The organism is Streptomyces sp. NPDC018964, from assembly GCF_044390325.1.
Taxonomy (GTDB): domain Bacteria; phylum Actinomycetota; class Actinomycetes; order Streptomycetales; family Streptomycetaceae; genus Streptomyces.
The window spans coordinates 260,311-278,176 of sequence record NZ_JBIRYZ010000003.1; the positions used below are offsets into that span (position 1 = coordinate 260,311).

Below are 17,866 nucleotides of genomic sequence, written 5' to 3' on the forward strand. Positions count from 1 at the left end.
CGCCATGACGAAGATCGACACCACGCGTCCGGACACCGTGCCGCCCACCCCCTCCCACACGGTCGGCCCCTTCTACGGCCACGCCCTGCCCTTCCCCGGCGGCGGCGACATCGCGCCCGTCGGCCACCCGGACACCATCACCCTCCAGGGGTACGTGTACGACGGTGACGGCGCCCCACTGCCGGACGCCTTCCTGGAGCTGTGGGGCCCGGACCCGGACGGCGACGTGCCCCGGGTCGACGGCTCGATGCGGCGCGACCCGGCGACGGGCGGCTTCCTCGGCCGCAACGGCGTGGAGTTCACCGGCTGGGGCCGGATACAGACCGACGCGAACGGTCACTGGTACGCCCGTACGCTGCGCCCCGGAGCACGCGGGGGGAACGCGCCGTACCTCAGTGTGTGCGTGTTCGCGCGGGGTCTGCTGGTGCACCTGTTCACCCGGATCTACCTGCCCGGCGACGAGGCGGCACTGGCGGCGGACCCGCTGCTGTCCCGGCTCGACGCCGGACGCCGCGACACGCTGGTCGCGGGCGAGGAGGGCGTCGGCGCGTACCGTTTCGACATCCGCCTTCAGGGCGAGGGCGAGACGGTCTTCCTGGAGTTCCAGTGACATCAGCCGACACCGACACCGGTCTGCTCGCCCCCGGGTGGGCCGGTTCCCCGGCCGCCGCCGAGACGGCGGACGCGGCGTTCCTGCGGGCGCTGCTCGACGCGGAGACCGCGCTGACCCGCGCCCAGGCCGCACTGGGGCTCGCCCCGGCACGGGCGGCGACGGCGGTGACGGAGGCAGCCGAGCCCGGCCGGTTCGACGTCGCGTCCCTCGCCGTACGGGCGCGGGATGGCGGGAATCCGGTGATCCCGCTGGTCGCGGAGCTGACCCGGGCGGTCGGCGAGGAGTACGGCCCGTACGTGCACCGGGGTGCGACCAGCCAGGACATCATGGACACCGCCATGATGCTGGTCGCCCACCGCGCCCTGGGCCCGGTCCTCGCCGACCTCGACCGCTGCCGGCGGGCGCTGGCCCGACTGGCCGCCGCGCACCGTGACACGCCGATGCCGGGCCGGACGCTGACCCAGCACGCCGTACCGACGACGTTCGGGCTGAAGGCGGCCGGGTGGCGGTCGCTGGTGCTGGACGCGCGGGACCGGGTGACGGCGGTACGCGGCTCGCTGCCCGCCCAGCTCGGCGGCGCGGCCGGAACACTGGCGGCGTTCTCCGCGTACGGGGCCGAGGACGCCACCGCGCTGCCGGGCGCGTACGCCCGTGAACTCGGTCTCGCCGAACCCCTGTTGCCCTGGCACACGCTCCGCACGCCGGTCGCCGATCTCGCCGGCTGTCTCGCCTTCACCGCCGGCGCGCTGGGCAAGCTCGCGGCGGACGTCCTCACCCTCTCCCGCACGGAGATCGCCGAGGTCGCCGAGGGCAGCGGCGGCGGCTCCTCGGCCATGCCGCACAAGGCCAATCCGGTCCGCTCGACGCTGATCGCGGCGGCGGCACGGCGGGCGCCGCAGCTCGCGGCGACGCTGTACGGCTCGCTGGTGGCCGAGGACGAGCGGCCGGCCGGGGCCTGGCACGCCGAGTGGGAACCGCTGAGGGACCTGCTCCGCCTGGTGGGCGGTGCCGCCCGGGACGCCGCCGAACTGACCGAGGGGCTGCGGGTGCGTCCGGAGGTCATGGCCGAGCACCTCCGGCTCACCCACGGGCTGATCGTCTCCGAGCGGCTCTCCGCCGAGCTGGCGCCGCTCCTCGGCCGCGCCCGCGCGAAGGAGCTGCTGACGGAACTGGCCCGGCGGGCGTACCGGGAGGGCCGCGATCTCGGCGAACTGCTCGCCGCGGAATCCGAGTTGCGGGAGGTCGACCTCACCGGGGCGACCGACCCCGCCCGTTACACCGGCTCCGCCGGATCCCTCACCGACCGTGCTCTGGAGCGACGTTGACGAACAAACTGCTCAATTACCGCGAAGAGGGCTCCCCTTCCGCTCCCCCGCTGCTGCTCGGCCCCTCGCTGGGCACGTCGTACGCCCTGTGGGACGAGGTGGCGCCCGAGCTGTCGGCCGCGCACCGCGTGGTCCGCTGGGACCTGCCGGGGCACGGCGGTTCGGCTGCGGGACTGATCGGTGCCGGTGCGACCGTCGGCGACCTCGCCGCTCTGGTGCTCGCGCTCGCCGACGCGCTCGGCATCGAGCGGTTCGCGTACGCGGGCGTCTCGCTGGGCGGTGCGGTGGGGCTGCACCTGGCCGTGCACCGTCCGGACCGGTTGTCGTCGCTGGCCGTGATCTGTTCCTCGGCACACTTCAACGGCGCGAGGCCGTGGGAGGAGCGGGCTGCGCGGGTGCGGAGCGAAGGGCTCGCCGAACTCGCTCAGGGCGCGGACGCCCGCTGGTTCACGTCCGGGTTCACCGTGCCGAGACTGGTCCGGGACCACCGGGAGGCCGACCCGGAGGCGTACGCCGCCTGCTGTGACGCGCTGGCCGCGTTCGATCTGCGGGACCGGCTGGCGGAGGTGCCCGTGCCGACGCTGCTGGTGGCCGGCCGGGAGGACCCGGCGACGCCGCCCGAGCATCTGCGGGAGATCGCGGACGCGGTGCCGGACGCCGCGCTCGTGGAGATCCCGGGTGCCTCGCACCTGGCGCCGGCCCAGCGCCCGGAGGCGGTGCTGGCCGCGTTGCGGGCGCACTTCGACGGGACGGCCCGGCGCGGCATGGAGGTGCGCCGGGAGGTGCTGGGCGACGCGCACGTGGACCGGGCGCAGGCCCGGCAGACGCCGTTCACGGCACGCTTCCAGGACTTCATCTCGCGCTACGCCTGGGGCGAAGTCTGGACCGACCCGACCCTCACCCGCCGTGAACGCAGCATGATCACGCTCACGGCGCTGGTCGCGCACGGCCACTACGACGAGCTCGCCCTGCACGTCCGGGCGGCGCGCCGCAACGGGCTGACCCCCGAGGAGATCGGGGCGGTGCTGCTCCAGACGGCCGTGTACTGCGGGGTCCCGGCGGCGAACTCGGCGTTCGCGACGGCCCAGCGGGTGCTGGCGGAGGAGGACGAGCCGCCGGGAGTGTCCCGTCCGGGACGGAACGGCTAGCGCGGTCCCACGCCCGCCCCGAGCTCCTCCCGGGCCCGCTTCACCAGGCCGTCCGCGCCGCAGGAGCGGGCCAGGGCGAGGCCGCGTTCGAGGTCGGGCGCGGAACGGGCGAGGATGCCGTACTCGACGCGGGCCACGGCGTGTTCGTACTGGCAGGGGGAGGACTCCAGGAAGGTGACCGCCTGGGCGGCGAGGCGGACCGCGCGCTGGCCGGTCTCCAGGGCGGCGGCGACGCGCAGGGCCTCTCCTATGGCGGTGTCCGTGCCGAAGCGTTCGGCCTGTCGGCGTACGTCGAGGGCGAGCCGGGCGGCCCTGGCGGGGTCCTCGCCGGCGAGGGCGCGGGCGAGGTCGGCGGCCCAGAAGACGTGCACCGGATTGTGGTGGCCGCGTGCGGCCGCCGCCTTCTGGGCCTCCTCCAGTTCGTTGACGCCCTCCTGGACGCGGCCGACGGCGAGCAGCAGCCGGCCCCGCACGGAGCGCGGGTCGGGCAGCACGATGGTGGACGGGTAGGGCGGTGCGAAGTCGTGCTGTTCGGCCACCGCCCAGGCCTCGTCGACGTGACCGCGGGCGAGCAGGGTGTCGACGAGGTTGCAGGTGGCCGTCCAGTACAGGGGCAGTCCGCGGCCGACGCGTTCGGCCAGGCGCAGGGATTCGCGCAGTTCCGCCTCCGCCGCCTCCAGCCGGCCCCGCCTGCGGTGCGCGAGACCCACGTAGGCGTGGGCCAGGGCGAGGTGGCCGCCGCTCCAGCCTGCCGTGTCGTAGGCGTGCAGGGCCTCGTTGTAGAGGCTCTCGGCGCGGTCGAGGCGGTCGGTGTAGGCGTAGGCGTCGGCCAGCATCAGCAGCAGTTCGACGCCCCACTCGGAGTCGGTCCAGCCGAGGCCGGGGGCGAGGCGGCCGTTGACGAGGGCGCGGTCGCAGATCTCGACGATCTCCTCGGCGTTCTCGCCGCGCATCATGGCGTCGAAGCCGCGCACGATGAGCAGCGCGCGTTCGGAGTTGTCCCGGCCGGTGCAGGTGGCGGCGAGTTCGGCCAGCCGTTCGGAGCGGCCGGGGGAGGCGGCCTCGCCGGCGTGGACGCACTCCCACATGAACTGCACGGTGCGCAGCCGCATCTGCGCGGGGCCGGGTTCGAGCCGGGCGGCCTCCGCCTCGACGGTGCGGACGGCCTCCTCCATCTGGTCGTTGTGCAGCAACGCCTGGGAGAGGCGGACCACCGCGTCCACCCGTCGGTCGCCGTCGAGGCCGGGCATGCCGAGGGCGGCCCGCAGATGGCCGATGGTGCGGGCGGGCGCGGTGAGGAAGGTGGCGCAGCCCAGTTCGTAGAGGACCTGCGCGTGGACCTCGGGGCGGGGCGGTTCCTCCAGGGCGCGTTCCAGGCAGCGGCGGGCGGCGTCCGGGGCGCCGACGGCGAGGTGCTCGCGGGCGGCCTCGCGCAGTTGCCGGACGAGTTCCTCGTCGTCGTCCGGGTGCACTTCGAGGAGGTGGCGGGCCGCCGCGGCGGCGCCGTGTCCGGAGTCGGTGACGATCCGGGCGGCTATGCCGTGCATGGCGCGGCGCAGCGCGTCGGGGATGGAGTCGTAGACGGCGGTGGCGATCAGGGGGTGGGCGAACTCGAGGTCGGTGGGTGCGGTGCGGCCCGTGGTGGACGGGTCCGGGGCGGCGAGGATGCGGGCGCTGCGCAGGAGTTCGGCGCAGCGGGCGGCGGCGTCGGCGTCCAGGGTGGCGAGCCTGGCCACCAGGCCGACGGTGATGCCGCTGCCGAGGATGGCGGCGGCCCAGGCGAACCGGGTGGCGTCTATGCCGAGTTCCTCCAGGCGGGCGACGAGTCCGCCGCCGCGGGCGGAGCGGTTCAGGTCGCGCAGTTCGCCGGCGTGGGCCTCGACGGGTTGGAGTTCGCTGTCCTGGACCTTGGCGAGGAGTTCGACGGTCTCGTAGGGGTTGCCGGCGGTGACGGCCCAGACCTCGCGGCAGAACGCGGCGTCGGCGTTCTCGCCCAGGGCGGCGCGGGTGAGTCCGGCCGTGGCCTCCGGAGTGAGGGCGCTGAGGGTGGTGACGGGCCGGTCGGCGGCGACGGCGTCCAGGTACCGGGCGCCCGCTCCGGAGATCTCGCCGGGCCGGCGGGCGACCACGACGAGGACGGACAGGTCCGCCAGGCGTTCGGCGAAGGAGGCGAGCCAGTGCAGGGTCTCCTGGTCGGCCCAGTGCGCGTCGTCGATCAGCAGGACCAGCGGCCAGTCCCTGCGGGCCAGCCGGCGCACGGCGGTGACCAGTCCCTCGCACACGCCCCACGGGTCGGCGTGCCCCTCGCCGGGGTCGGCGATGCCGAGGGCGGGTCCGGCGATGCCGTACCAGTCGCCGAGGTACTCGCGTGCCTCCTCCGGCAGCATCGACACCAGTGCGGGCTGGAGGAGCTGGCGCACGACGTTGAAGGGGACGGAGCGCAGGGTCTCGCCGCCGCGGGCCGACCACACGGTGCAGCCGCGCTGTTCGGCGATGCGGCGGGTCTCGGCCAGCAGCGCGGTCTTGCCGAAGCCGGCCTCGCCCCGGAGCACCAGCAGGCCGCCCGGCGAGGAACGGTCCGCGCACAGGGTGTCGACGGCCTCCGTGATCGCGGCGACTTCCTCGTCGCGCTCCCACAGCGCAGCCGAGGGGACGGCCGGGGGCCGTACCTCCGTCATCCCGCTACCTCCCCTGAGTCGCTCGAATGACGTACAGACCTCGAGCCTAGTCCTCCTGCCGTCCGAGCGGTGCCCGCTCGCGTCACGTGTTGCCGTGACGGGTGACACGGCCGTACGGGATCGACGCGTACCACCCCTCACCAGGGGTCCTGATGGTCAACTGCTGTCAAGGGGTGGGGAGATGGCGATCACCGGGCGGTCCGTGCGGGGGGTGTGACGGGGCTCTCTCATCCGGCTTTCACCGAGGCCTCATACGGTGGGGGCATGACGCAGGTGACTCCTCCCGGGTGGTACCCCGACCCCGGGCAGACGAATGAGGGGCCGGCCACCGAGCGCTGGTGGGACGGCGACGCCTGGACGGAGCAGGTCCGTCCGGTGGGGCAGGCCGCCGCCTGGGGTCCCCCGGTGCCGGGCGGCGCGGGCGGGCCGGCGTATCCGGCCCACCCGGCGTATCCCGTGCCGGCTCCGTCCGGGCGGGGCCGGCGGGTGCGCAACGGGATGGCCGTGGCGTTGGCCGTCGCCGTCCTGGCGAGCATCGGTGTGGGTGTGTACGCGCTGACGGACGACGGCGGGGGCGGCGGTACCGCGGCCTCGCAGGGGCCGGGCTGGCGGGACGGCGGGCCGTTCGGCGACCCGGACGGGCGGGACGGGGGCTCCGGCGGGTCGGGCGGGGACTCCGGTGGTTCCGGCGGCTCCGGTGGCTCCGGTGGCGAGGAGTCCGCGCCGGACGGGTCCGAGGCGCCGCGGGTGGAGAGCGGGTCGGTGACCGACGGAGTGAGCGGGATCAGCCTGCCCGTCCTGGACGGCTGGTACGGCCAGGAGCTGCAGGTGGGTGCCTCGGTGACGTCGGAGGAGTCGTACGACTGTCCCGGCGACACCTCCAAGACGTGCACCAAGGGCGGGGCGTACTCGGCGCCGGCCCTGGCGCTCGGCACCCGCGGCTCCACCGCCGAGGAGGTCGCCAAGGCGGACATCTCCGCCAACGCCGAGGAGAGCTACGGCGGTGAGGCCTACGGGAAGATCACCTCGCACGACGTCCTCGCGTCCAGGGCCGTGACCGTGGCCGGGCAGAAGGGCTATCTGGTGCGCTGGAAGGCGGTGACCAGCAAGGGCTCCGACGGGTACGTCCAGTCGCTGGCCTTCCCGTCCCCCGCGCGGCCGCAGCAGATCGTCGTGGTCCGCTTCGGGGTGGACACCGATCAGAAGCAGGCCGTGCTCGACGAGATCACCGAGGGCATCGAGGTGTCGTCGGGCGGCGGCGGCAACGGCCAGGACGTCTGACACCCCGTACTCGACGGCCGGGTGGGACACCCCTCCGCTCAAGGGGTGTCCCACCCGGCCGGGATGGGCGCCGCCCCCGTCCCCACGGTGCGGCGCGGTCAGGCCGCCGTACGGTCATCCCGTCGACGGCGGCCTGCGTCTCAGGGAAGGCCGAGGGCCGGCAGTACGGCGGCCTCGACGAACCGGAGCAGGTAGTCCGGGTCCGCGTTGCGGCCTTCCAGTATGGGCCGGACCCGCAGCACACCGAAGATCTGCGCCGGAACGTACTCCAGCGCCGGGTTCCCGGCGGCGACCTCCCCGCGCTCGACGCCGCGCCGCAGGATCTCCTCCAGCGCGCCGATCTCCGGGTCGACCAGTGCCTCGCGCAGCGCCTGCGCCAGTTCCCGGTCCTGGAGGACCGCGTGCCCGAGCGCCTGGAGCAGCGTGGTGTCCTTCGGTGACCACTCCCCCGCGCACCGCGCGACCTCGCGCAGGTCCCCGGCGAGGGTGCCGGTGTCGACGCGGGCGAACCGCGCCTGCCGGCTGGAGCGCAGGGCGGCGGCGACGAACTGCGGCTTGGTCCGCCACTGCCGGTACAGCGTGGACTTGCTGCACCGCGTGCTGGCGGCGACGCCCTCCATGGTGACGGCGTCGTAGCCGCACTCGCGGATCTGGTCCAGCACGGCGTCGAAGAACTCCCGCTCACGCTCCGGCGTGATCTTGGAGCGGCGCGAGGTCCCGGCCGGCCCGGGGCGGTCCGCGTCCTGCGACGTCATCGGCTGGGCTCCTTGTCCCTCGCGTGAGGCGTGCGTCGTGTCGATGCACCAGTGTACCGGTACGCGGCCGTACCGGTACTGAACCGTATCGGTACACTGGCGTATCGGTACGAACCCGTATCGATGAGAGTCGGTACCCGCGCGCACCGTCTGCACCACGACAGAAAGGGCCGGGGATGAATGGCCGCGAGGAGCCTGGACCCGCGGGGTCCGACGCGCCGGCGCGCCCGCCGCTCGTACGTGAACTCCTGCTGGTGGCGGGGCTCTTCCTCGTCTACAAACTCGGCCGGCGGCTGGCGGCCGGCCACACCGGCGAGGCGTACCGCAACGGACACGAGGTGTGGGACCTGGAGCGCGCGCTCCGCCTGCCCGGCGAGGGCGCGGTGCAGTCCCTGCTGCTGCACGGCGACGGGCTCGCGCACCTCGCGAACACCTACTACGCGGTCGTCCACTTCCCGGCCACCGCGGCCTTCCTGGTCTGGCTCCACCTGCGCCGCCCGGCCCACTACGTCTGGGCGCGCCGGACCCTGGCGGCGGTCACCGCCGCCGCGCTGGTGCTGCACCTGGCGTTCCCGCTCGCCCCGCCGCGGATGCTCGCCGTCACGGGCCTGGTGGACACCGCGCGGGCGTACGGGCCGTCGGTGTACGGCCCGCCGGAGGCCGACCGGCTGTCGAACCAGTTCGCGGCGATGCCCTCGCTGCACTTCGGGTGGGCGCTGATGGTGGCGGTCGGCCTGGTCGTCGCCACGCGCGCGCGGTGGCGGTGGCTGTGGCTGCTGCACCCGCTGGTGACGCTGCTGGTGATCGTGGGGACGGCGAACCACTTCTGGCTGGACGCGCTCGTGGCGGCGGCGCTGCTGGGCCTGGCGCCCGTGGTGCTGCGCCCGCCGCGGCACACGACGACGGGGGCGGGGGCGGGACGGACACGGACCCGTCACGTGCCGGTGCGGGACCGGGCGCTCGCGGGGGCGGCACGGTGAGCGCCGTCGTCGTCGCCGTCCTGCTGTCCCTCGTCTCCGCCGTCGCCTACGCCGCCGCGGCGGTGGCCCAGGAACGGCTGGCCTCCCGGTCCCCCGGCACCGGCGCGCTGCGGCTGCTGGCCGACGGCGCCTGGCGGGGGGCGGTCACGCTGAACGCCTCGGCCGCGCTGCTCCACGTGGTGGCGCTCAAATACGGCCCACTCACCGTGGTCCAGCCGCTGGGCGCCCTCACCCTGGTCGCGGCGGTGCCCCTGGGGGCGCGGCTCGCGGGGCGGCCGGTGAGCGCGGTCGAGTGGCGGGGTACGGCGCTCACCCTCGCCGGTCTGGCGGCGGTGCTGGCCACGGCGTCCGGGCCGGCGCCCGACGACGTGCTGGGCGTCCCCGAGGCGCTGGCCGTCGCGGGCGGTACGGCGGCCCTGATCGGCCTGCTCGCGTGGCCGGGGGCCCGGCCCGGTCTGCGGCACGCGTCCGCCTCTGGCATCGCCTCCGGGGTGGCCTCGGCGCTCACCCAGACCGTGACGGTCGCGGTGACGGACCGGTCCGGTCCGCTGCCCGGCGTCCAGGTGGCCGTGGTGGCGCTGCTGGTGGCCGCCTTCGCGGCCGGCGGGCTGCTGCTGTCGCAGACCGCCTACCGGGGCGGCCTGGGCGCCCCGCTCGCGGTGGTCACCCTGGCGAACCCGGTGGCGGCCGCGGTGATCGGCCTCTCCCTCCTGGGCGAACGCCTCCGCGACGGCCCGGCGGGCGTCCTGCTCGCCCTGACCGGCGCGGGGCTCGCCTCCTGGGGCGTACTGCTGCTGAGCCGGGCGGCGCCCCGCCCGGCCCCACAGACACCGGCCGCCCCGGCACCCCTGCCTCGCATGAGCGCTCCCACGGTGCGGCAACGGGCCTCCGCAGAGGAGGCCGTCACCGCGGGCAGTCGTGCCGCTGGGGCGGCACGGGTGGGCGCGGCGGCACCCCGCGAACGCCGGGCTGCGTGACACCCCCCGCCCGGCCCCGGGCGACAGTCAGTCCGTGATGATCGCCGGGTCGCTGACGCCCGGCCGGCCGTTCTCGACGTGCCCCACGAAGCGGCGCAGGTACGCCGGCTCGGCCGCGGAGGTGACCGTCAGGTCGTACCAGCGGTGGCTCCCGCGCAGGTCGACGGTGCGGTGCACGGTGGCACCGGGGCGGACGGTGACGGTCACGGGGCGGCCCCCGTACCCGTCGGCCAGCCGCAGCCGGGCCGTGCCGGAGCCCTCGTTGACGAACGTCAGCCGGACGTCGTCGCCGGTGTGGCGGGCGGTGACCTCGCAGCCGGCGGTCCCGTTCGGGCCACGGAAGACGCGGAGGAACCCGTTCGGGCCGTGCACGGTCAGGTCGTACGAGCCCTCGGAGTACGCGGAGTTCCAGGTGTCCGAGATCTCCTTGCCGGCCTCGGTCGTGTAGGTCCAGGGGCCGTCGGCGCGGTTGCCGGACGTGACCAGGAAGGCGGCGCCCGCCCGGGCACCGGAGGCGAAGGTCAGCGTGAACTTCCCGGTCGCCGGGTCGGCGGAACCGTCCACCGCCGGGGCGTACTTCAGCGGGCGGGCCGGGCGCAGCCCGCGTTCCTGGCGGGGCATGCCGGCGTCGGCCGGGGGCGTGGGCCGGTAGTCGGGGTGCCGGTCGCGGTCCTGCGGCTCGTAGGCGTCGGTGTCCGGCAGGCGGGCCGGCCGGCTGTCCTTGCGGGAGAAGTCGAAGGCACTGGTCAGATCGCCACAGATCGCGCGCCGCCACGGCGAGATGCCCGGTTCGCGCACGCCGAAGCGGCGCTCCATGAACCGGATGACCGAGGTGTGGTCGAAGGTCTCCGAGCAGACGTAACCGCCCTTGCTCCACGGTGAGACGACCAGCATCGGCACGCGCGGGCCGAGCCCGTAGAAGCCCTCGCGGTGGGTCGCGCTGCCCTCGAAGACGTCCAGGGAGACGTCGACGGTGGACCGGCCCTGGGCGGCCGACTTCGGCGGCAGCGGCGGCACCAGGTGGTCGAAGAAGCCGTCGTTCTCGTCGTACGTGATGAACAGGGCGGTCTTCGCCCAGACGGCCGGGTTGGAGGTGAGCGCGTCCAGGACCTGGGAGATGTACCAGGCGCCGTAGTTGGACGGCCAGTTGGAGTGTTCGGAGAAGGCCTCGGGGGCGGCGATCCAGGAGATCTGCGGCAGCCGGCCGGCCTTGACGTCGGCGCGCAGCCGGTCGAAGTAGCCGTCGCCGTTCTTGACGTCGGTGCCGGTGCGGGCCTTGTCGTACAGGGGGTCGCCCGGCCGGGCGTCGCGGTACTTGTTGAAGTACAGCAGGGAGTTGTCGCCGTAGTTGCCGCGGTAGGCGTCGGGGATCCAGCCCCAGTGGCCGGCCGCGTCCAGGCCGTCGCCGATGTCCTGGTAGATCTTCCAGGAGATCCCGGCCTCCTCCAGGCGCTCGGGGTACGTCGTCCAGTCGTAGCCGAGTTCGTCGTTGCCGAGGACCGGGCCGCCGCCCTCGCCGTCGTTGCCGGTGTGGCCCGACCACAGGTAGTAGCGGTTGGGGTCGGTGGAGCCGATGAAGGAGCAGTGGTAGGCGTCGCAGACGGTGAAGGTGTCGGCGAGCGCGTAGTGGAAGGGGATGTCCTCGCGGGTCAGGTACGCCATGGTGGTGGTGCCCTTGGCGGGCAGCCAGCGGTCGTACTTGCCGTTGTGGTAGGCCTCCTGGCCGTCGGGCCAGCTGTGCGGCAGCCCCTCCAGGAACTGCATGCCGAGGTCGTCGGCCTCCGGGTGGAAGGGCAGGACCTCCGTGCCGTCGGCCTTGGTCTGGTGCCACACCGACCTGCCGCCGTCCAGGGTCACCGGGTGCGGGTCGCCGAAGCCGCGGACGCCGCGCAGCCTGCCGAAGTAGTGGTCGAAGGAGCGGTTCTCCTGCATCAGGACGACGATGTGCTCAACGTCCTCGATCGACCCCGAGCGGTGGTGGGCCGGGATCGCGGCGGCCCGCTCGATGCTCGCGGACAGCGCGCTGAACGCCGTGGTGGCGCCCGCGAGTTGGAGGAATCGGCGCCGGTTGACTTCGGGCATGGACGAGGGCCTCTCGTGCGGTGCGGGATGCTGAGGGGGTGCGCGCGAAAGGAGTGTTCCAGGAGCAGCGAACGTGGGGGAAGGGCGCCGTGGCGCGGACGTGAAGGTCGTCGGTACGTGAGGTGCGGCGACGCGCCGTGGACCGTACCGGTCACCGTGCGGACCCGGCCGGGCCCGGTGCGTGGCCGAGCCGGTTGTCCCGGCGCAGCGCCGCCTCGGTGCCGGTGAGGTACACGGCCGTGGCGAGCCACTGGGCCGTGTACCGGTCGGGGTCGCCCTCGTCGAGGCGGCCGAACGCGTCACGGGTGCGGTCGGCGGCCACCGCGCCGAGCGCGGCGGCCAGGGCCGCGCCGGTGGCGAACCCGTCGCGGCGCAGGGCGGCGACGTGGCCGCGCAGGTCGACGCCGCGCGCGGATTCGGCGGCGGCCCGGCGTCCTCCGGCGACGGCCAGTTCGACCAGCCGGCGGACGCGCCAGAGCGGTGCGTCGTCCACGGGGCCGACGGAGGCCGGTTCGGGCGGGGAGGGCGGGTCCGCCGGGAAGTGGTCGTCCCGGAGGCGGTCGTAGCCGAGGTCGGCGCGGCCCTGCCAGTCGTCCGGCAGGCGCAGGGTCGCTTCAGTGCCGGGTACCGGGGCGACGGCGAGCGGGCGGAGGGTGGTGACCCGGTCGGGGTCGGGGCGTCCGACGACCCGGATCCGCAGCCCGGGGTGCTCGCTCAGGCGCCGCAGGTTCGCGGTGTGGGCGAGGGCGGGATGACGGTGCGCGGGGGCCAGCCGGACCGGCCCGTCCCCCCGCCTCGGCAGGACGCGGACCAGGAGGTCCTCGCCGTCGGTGGCGGCGATCTCCACGTCGCGGAGGATCAGTGGCCCGGTGGGCCCGGCCCCGTCGGGGTCCGGGTCCGGCGGGGGCCAGGGCCGTCCGGCGGCGAAGGTGGCGCGGACGCCCGGTTCCGGCAGCAGGCGGCCGTCCGGGGCGACGACCGCTCCGGTGACGATCAGGCCGCCGCGCGACACCCGGAAGTGGTCGCTCAGGAAGGACCGGAGGGCGACGTGGGCGGTGCCGGCCCGGCGGGCGCGGGCGGGGCCGCCGGGCTTGACGTCGGGGAGCGTGTACGCGTGGCCGTCGTCGTCGACGAGGTGGGTGACCACCCCGCCGAGGCCGCCCGGCCCGATCACCGGTTCGCGGCAGACGCCGTACAGCCGCAGCGGTCCGTCGGGGCGGTGGTGGGGGCGGACGGCGCCGATGAGCGCCGGGTCGGGGTCGGCGGACCGCAACCGGTGCGTGACGAGGAGGAGTTCGCGCAGGGCGTCGACCAGTGCGGTGAGGGTGCGAGGACCGTGCGGGTCGCGCTCGTCGCGCAGGTGGCGTACGACGTCCAGGGCGGCGGCCTCGGCACGGTGGAGACCCGCGAGGCGGGCGGTGTGGGCGGCGCGCAGCAACTCCGCCTGAAGGATCGCCCCGGCCCCGGCGGTTCCGGCGGACAGCACGGCTGCCGCCGCCGTCCAGAGCCCGGAGGCCGCCCGTGTCCGGTCGGCGGAGAGGACAGGGGCGGCCCGGCGCCCCGGACCGGCGGGCGGCTCCTTCCCCGCGTCGGGACGGCCGGGGGCGGCCCGGCGGCCGTCGTCAACGGGACGGCCGGTGTCGGCCGGGCGGTCCGGGCCGGTACGGCGACCGTCGCCGGCACCCCGGCCCTGGCCCGCACCCGCCGACCGGCCCCGCCCGGTGGACCGGACCGGAACCGCCGGACGGTCCACGTCGGCAGGACGGGCGGGGGCGGCCCGGTGATCGGGGCCGGTACGGCGACCGTCGCCGGCGCCCCGGCCCTGGCCCGGCACCCCGTGCGGACCGCCGGCCTCGGCAGGACCCTGGCCCGGACCCGCGCCCCGGCCCCGCCCGGCAGGCCGGACCGGAACCGCCGGACGGTCCGCGCCGGCCGCGGGCGTCGTGTCGGCGGCCGGGTCCGGAGCCGGCGCCCGGTCCGCACCCGCCGACCGGCCCCGCCCGGTGGACCGGACCGGAGCCGCCGGACGGTCCGCTTCGGTCGCGGGCGTCGTGTCGGTCGCGGGCGTCGCGTCGGCGACCGGGCAGGCGCCCAGGACCGCCGCCAAATGCAGGCAGCGGGGGGCCAGGAGGCAGGTGCAGTGGGCCTGGCCGGGTTCGGTGACGGTGCCGGACGGGCCGGGGGTCAGGGTCACCCGGGCGTCCTCGCCGCAGCGGACGCGGACGGTGCCGTCCTCGGTGGTGACCGGTGTGCCGGCCAGGGCCTCGACGGCCGCGTCCAGTCTGCCGCGGAGCCGTGTGGTGAGGTGCTCCACCGCGGAGGCGAACACCTCCGGTGCGACGGGCGGGAGGGAAGGGCTCATCGGGTCGCTCCGCGGACGCGCTCGCCCACCCAGCGGGCGAGCGAGAGGGGGCTGAGGGCGGCCACCGGCATTCCGGCCGCGACGAGTCGCCGCGCGACCGGTACCGAGTAGCGAGGGGCTCCGTCGCCGTTCAGGGCGGCGCAGCCCAGCAGGTGGACGCCGGAGGAGACCAGGGACTCGACCTCGGTCAGCAGACCGTCGACCGCGCCGCCCTCCTCGAAGTCGCTGACGACCACCATCAGGGTGCGGTGCGGCACCGTCACCAGGGTGCGGGCGTGCGCGAGACCGGCCGCGATGTGCGTGCCGCCGCCGACCCTCACCTCCAGCAGCAGGGAGAGCGGGTCGTCGATCCGGTCGGTGAGGTCGACGACCCGCGTGCTGAAGGTGAGGAAGTGGGCGGAGAGCATGGGCGCGCCGCCGAGCACGGCGGCGGTCAGCGCCGACCAGACGACCGAGGACTCCATGGACGCGGAGACGTCGACGACGAGGATCAGCCGCCAGTCGCTCTGCCGGGCGGCACGGGTCCTGAAGACCGGCCGCTCGGGGACGATCCGGACGGTGCCGTCCTCCAGGCGGCGGCTGTGGACGAGGTTGGCCCGCAGGGTACGGGGCAGGTCGAGCCGGCCGCCGGGGCGCCGGGTGGGGTGCGGGGTGGTGAGGCCGGTCAGTGCGGGGCGCAGCCGGGTGGCGAGTTCCCGGGTGAGTTCCTCGACCAGTCGTTTGACCAGGGGACGGAGGCGGGCGATCCGCTGTTCGGGCATTCCCCTGGCGAGCGACAGCACGGCGGACAGCAGCTCCACGGAAGGGCGTACCGAGTCCGGGTCGAGGTGGTCGATCACGTCCGTACGGCCCTTGGCCGCGGCGCGTCCCAGGACTTCCTCCCGGATGTCCGGGCCGAAGAGTGCTTCGAGGTCCTCGGCCCAGTGCCGGACGCTGGGGTAACCCGGGCCCTGGCCGGCGGTGGGCTCGTCCGTGTCACCGCCGCGGCCCGGAACCGTCTCCCCCGCCTCCTCCGCGCCGCCGTCCGTGCCCTCGTCCTCGGTCGTCTCCTCCGCTCCGAACAGTTCGTCCAGGGCCCGGGCGTACGGGACCAGCTCCGGGGGGAGTTTCGCCGTGTCGCGGCCGAGCAGCAGCCGCCAGCGGTCGGCGGGGCCGAGGCGTGAGGCATCGGGCTCCGTGTCCTGGACGGGCCGCCGGCCGCTCGCCGTGGACGTCCGCCCGTCCGGGGCGAGGGCCTCCGGGGCAGGACCGCCCGTGGGCGAACCGTCCGGGGCAAGGCCGTCCGAGGTCAGACCGTCCGAGGCAAGACCGCCCAGAGCCGGACCGCCCAGGACCGGACCGTCCGGGGCAGGACCGCCCGTGGGCGGAGGGTTCACCAGGTCCGCCAGGCCCAGTTCGTTCAGCAGGGCGAGCCCCTCGTTGTCCGCCCCGGCCCACCGGCCGGCCGTCTCGGCGGGCGCGGTGAGCCGGAGGCCGGGCCGGGCGCCGAGCCGGTCGGTCACGGCCGCCAGCAGTCGCCCGCGCCCGTCCGGGGTGAGCGCCCGGAAACCGCCGCGCAGCGCGGGAAGCCGGTCGAGGAAGCCCCGGTCGTCCAGGGTCTCGACGCGCTCCAGCAGCGGGTCGAGGGAGGTGGGCAGGGACGCGATCAGCGGTCCGGCGGCAACGAGCAGGCCGGTGAGCCGGCGCTCCAGCCGGTGCCGGGTGTCCGGTGCCGTCGCCGAGTCGATCCAGTCGGCGAGTCTCCTGCCCAGCGGCTCCGGTCCGTCGAGGTCGAGCAGGACCCGGGCGGCCAGGGCCGCTCCCTGGACGAGCGGGGAACCGGTGCGCGCGAGCGCGGACAACTCGCCGTCCAGGCGCAGACCGAGCCGTTCCTCACCGCTGCGGACGGCCAGGGTCACGAGGGCGACGGCGTCCTCCGTCTCGTCGCTGCCGGCCAGCCCGGGCAGGGTGCGGACGGCGGCTTCCAGCAGGACGTCGTGGAGCGCCGTCGCCCGGAGGCGTGTCCGCCCGGTGGTGCCGGGCAGGTGCTCCCGGCGTATCGCCTCCAACAGGTCCATGCACCGCAGCAGTTCGGGAAGCGTGGCCACCGCGGGCAGGACCCGTGCGGCCTGCGTGAGGCAGTCGCCGACCAGGTCCGGCAGGGCGCACCGGGCCGCGGCCCCCAGCAGGTCGACGACCCGTGCCGGGGTGACTCCGCCGGACTCCGTCGCCCGGCGGTGGTGCGCGCGCAGGGTGCCCTCGGCCGCCTGGGCGGCGGTGACCCCTCGGACGCCCACCAGGTCGAGCCGGGCCGCGACCGCCGGGGTCCAGGCCGCCCGCCAGCGCGTGGTGAGGGCGCTCCCCTCCCCTACGGCGGACACCTCGACCGGTTCCGCGTAGCCCACCCCGCACTCTTTGAGCCGCTGGAGCAGGATCTCGCGCCGGGCGTCGAGGGCGGAGCGCAGCGGCGAGAGCCGGACCTCCCGGTGGCCGGTGCTGCCCGGCCCCGGCAGCCGGAGCGAGGCGAGTTCCGCCTCCACCCAGGGGCCGAGACCGGACCGGGGTGTGCCGGGGGCGAGCCGGCCGCGGTCCGTGCCGACCAGCACCGTCTCCAGGACCCGGCCGGGTGGTGGTCCGCCCTGGCCCAGTACGGACGTCACCGCTTCCAGCAGTTCGTCCCGGCCGGGTGCCGCCAGGCCGCGCAGGGTGCCGAGGTCGCAGGCCAGTCGTAGGGCCTCGATCGCCTCGCCGGTGCCCGCGGTGCGGCCGGCCGCGCGGATCTCCCGGCACAGTTCGGTGAGGAGGCGGGCGGCGTCGTCGCGTATCCGGCCGGGGTCGCCGCCGGCGTCGAGCACCGCCTGCTGCCAGCGCGGGTCGCGGATGCCGGCCGGGTATCCGGAGCGGGGGTCCAGCAGGGCGAAGGCGTACGGCACGAGGGAGGTGACGACCGGGGAGCCCGCGCCGGCCGCCTCCCCCGGGACCGTGTCCCCGCCCCCGTCGGTCAGTCCGGGCGCGTGGAAGGCGCCGGTCACCGCGGCGACCCGGCGTCCGCCGGCTCCGGCCGCGGTGACGGCCCGGCGCATGTGTGCCTCCCGGGCGAGGTCGAGGGCCGCGATGCCGCCGCGGGCCTCCCGGTCCCGGCGCACGGCGAGGCCGAAGGCGAGGGCGGCGCGGCGCACGGCGTCGGGTGCGCTGCCGGGTGCGAGCGCCTCCACGGTGCGGTCCCACAGGTCGTCCGTGTCCGGCCCCGCCGCCTCCGGCCCGGACGCTTCCGGGCCGGTCGTCCACTCCGGTGCCGTGAGGGGCAGGTCGCAGCAGATCACCTCCGCGCCCCGGTCCCGCGCCCAGCGGATCGCCGCCAGTTCCGGGGAGAAGTCGGCGAGGGGGTACAGGCGCAGCCGTCCGTCCTCGTACGCGCCGGCCAGGGCCACCGGTGCCGTGGTGCGCGGATCGGAGAGGTACGGCAGCCAGGGCTGGAAGTCGGCCGGCAGTTCGACGCAGACGGCCTCGGCGTCCGCGGCGTCCAGCAGCCGGGGCACGGCGACGGCCAGTGCGGGACTGTGGTGCCGTACGCCGATCAGGTACGGCTCCGTGCGGGCCGCCAGTGCGGCCGCCTCTGCTCTCGCGGTCATGGGTCCAGGTGGGCGGTTCGGCGGGGACGGCCGTACGGGACGGCCGTCCCCCCT

11 protein-coding genes are annotated in these 17,866 nt (G+C 75.7%); 6 read left to right on the forward strand and 5 right to left on the reverse strand.

The annotated features are described in order from the left end of the window. Positions 1 to 4: 4 nt before the first annotated feature. The 3 genes from pcaG to pcaD are packed head-to-tail and all read left to right on the forward strand — an operon-like array spanning position 5 to position 3,086. On the forward strand, positions 5 to 610 hold the full coding sequence (gene pcaG / locus ACH5AO_RS06615) for a protocatechuate 3,4-dioxygenase subunit alpha (protein ID WP_398922455.1): 606 nt from the start codon (positions 5 to 7) through the stop codon (positions 608 to 610). Then, the gene (gene pcaB, locus ACH5AO_RS06620) at positions 607 to 1,938 is read left to right on the forward strand and encodes a 3-carboxy-cis,cis-muconate cycloisomerase (protein ID WP_398922457.1); all 1,332 of its coding nucleotides are present in this window, start codon (positions 607 to 609) and stop codon (positions 1,936 to 1,938) included. Before pcaG ends, pcaB begins: the two co-directional genes overlap by 4 nt. Continuing rightward, positions 1,935 to 3,086 (forward strand): 3-oxoadipate enol-lactonase, encoded by a 1,152-nt coding sequence (pcaD, locus tag ACH5AO_RS06625; protein WP_398922459.1) that lies wholly within the window; start codon positions 1,935 to 1,937, stop codon positions 3,084 to 3,086. Before pcaB ends, pcaD begins: the two co-directional genes overlap by 4 nt. Here the strand turns inward: pcaD and ACH5AO_RS06630 are convergent. Continuing rightward, positions 3,083 to 5,764, reverse strand: coding sequence for an ATP-binding protein (locus tag ACH5AO_RS06630; RefSeq protein ID WP_398922461.1), 2,682 nt, complete (start codon positions 5,762 to 5,764; stop codon positions 3,083 to 3,085). The two genes, pcaD and ACH5AO_RS06630, sit on opposite strands and share 4 nt — an antisense overlap. Before the next feature lie 264 nt (positions 5,765 to 6,028). On the opposite strand from ACH5AO_RS06630, the gene ACH5AO_RS06635 reads away from it, so the two are divergent. Further along, entirely contained in the window at positions 6,029 to 7,045 is a 1,017-nt protein-coding gene (locus ACH5AO_RS06635) for a DUF2510 domain-containing protein (protein ID WP_398922463.1), read from the forward strand. 140 nt (positions 7,046 to 7,185) lie between these two features. Here ACH5AO_RS06635 and ACH5AO_RS06640 read toward each other — a convergent pair whose 3' ends face one another. Then, positions 7,186 to 7,800, reverse strand: a complete 615-nt coding sequence (locus tag ACH5AO_RS06640) for a TetR/AcrR family transcriptional regulator (protein WP_398922465.1) — start codon at positions 7,798 to 7,800, stop codon at positions 7,186 to 7,188. Positions 7,801 to 7,976: 176 nt separating this feature from the next. Here ACH5AO_RS06640 and ACH5AO_RS06645 point away from each other — a divergent pair, with 176 nt between their 5' ends. Both ACH5AO_RS06645 and ACH5AO_RS06650 read left to right on the forward strand, forming a co-directional pair. Then, entirely contained in the window at positions 7,977 to 8,780 is an 804-nt protein-coding gene (locus tag ACH5AO_RS06645; protein WP_398922467.1) for a phosphatase PAP2 family protein, read from the forward strand. Continuing rightward, on the forward strand, positions 8,777 to 9,757 hold the full coding sequence (locus ACH5AO_RS06650) for a hypothetical protein (RefSeq protein WP_398922469.1): 981 nt from the start codon (positions 8,777 to 8,779) through the stop codon (positions 9,755 to 9,757). The genes ACH5AO_RS06645 and ACH5AO_RS06650 overlap by 4 nt, the downstream gene beginning before the upstream one ends. Before the next feature lie 27 nt (positions 9,758 to 9,784). On the opposite strand, the gene ACH5AO_RS06655 is transcribed toward ACH5AO_RS06650, so the two are convergent. From ACH5AO_RS06655 to ACH5AO_RS06665, 3 genes are all read right to left on the reverse strand, one after another. After that, on the reverse strand, positions 9,785 to 11,839 hold the full coding sequence (locus ACH5AO_RS06655; protein ID WP_398922472.1) for a phosphocholine-specific phospholipase C: 2,055 nt from the start codon (positions 11,837 to 11,839) through the stop codon (positions 9,785 to 9,787). A gap of 151 nt (positions 11,840 to 11,990) precedes the next feature. After that, the gene (locus tag ACH5AO_RS06660; RefSeq protein WP_398922475.1) at positions 11,991 to 14,201 is read right to left on the reverse strand and encodes a hypothetical protein; all 2,211 of its coding nucleotides are present in this window, start codon (positions 14,199 to 14,201) and stop codon (positions 11,991 to 11,993) included. Further along, a complete protein-coding gene (locus ACH5AO_RS06665) occupies positions 14,198 to 17,812 on the reverse strand; it encodes a DUF5682 family protein (RefSeq protein ID WP_398922477.1) in 3,615 nt (1,204 codons plus the stop codon). Before ACH5AO_RS06665 ends, ACH5AO_RS06660 begins: the two co-directional genes overlap by 4 nt. Positions 17,813 to 17,866: the final 54 nt, after the last annotated feature.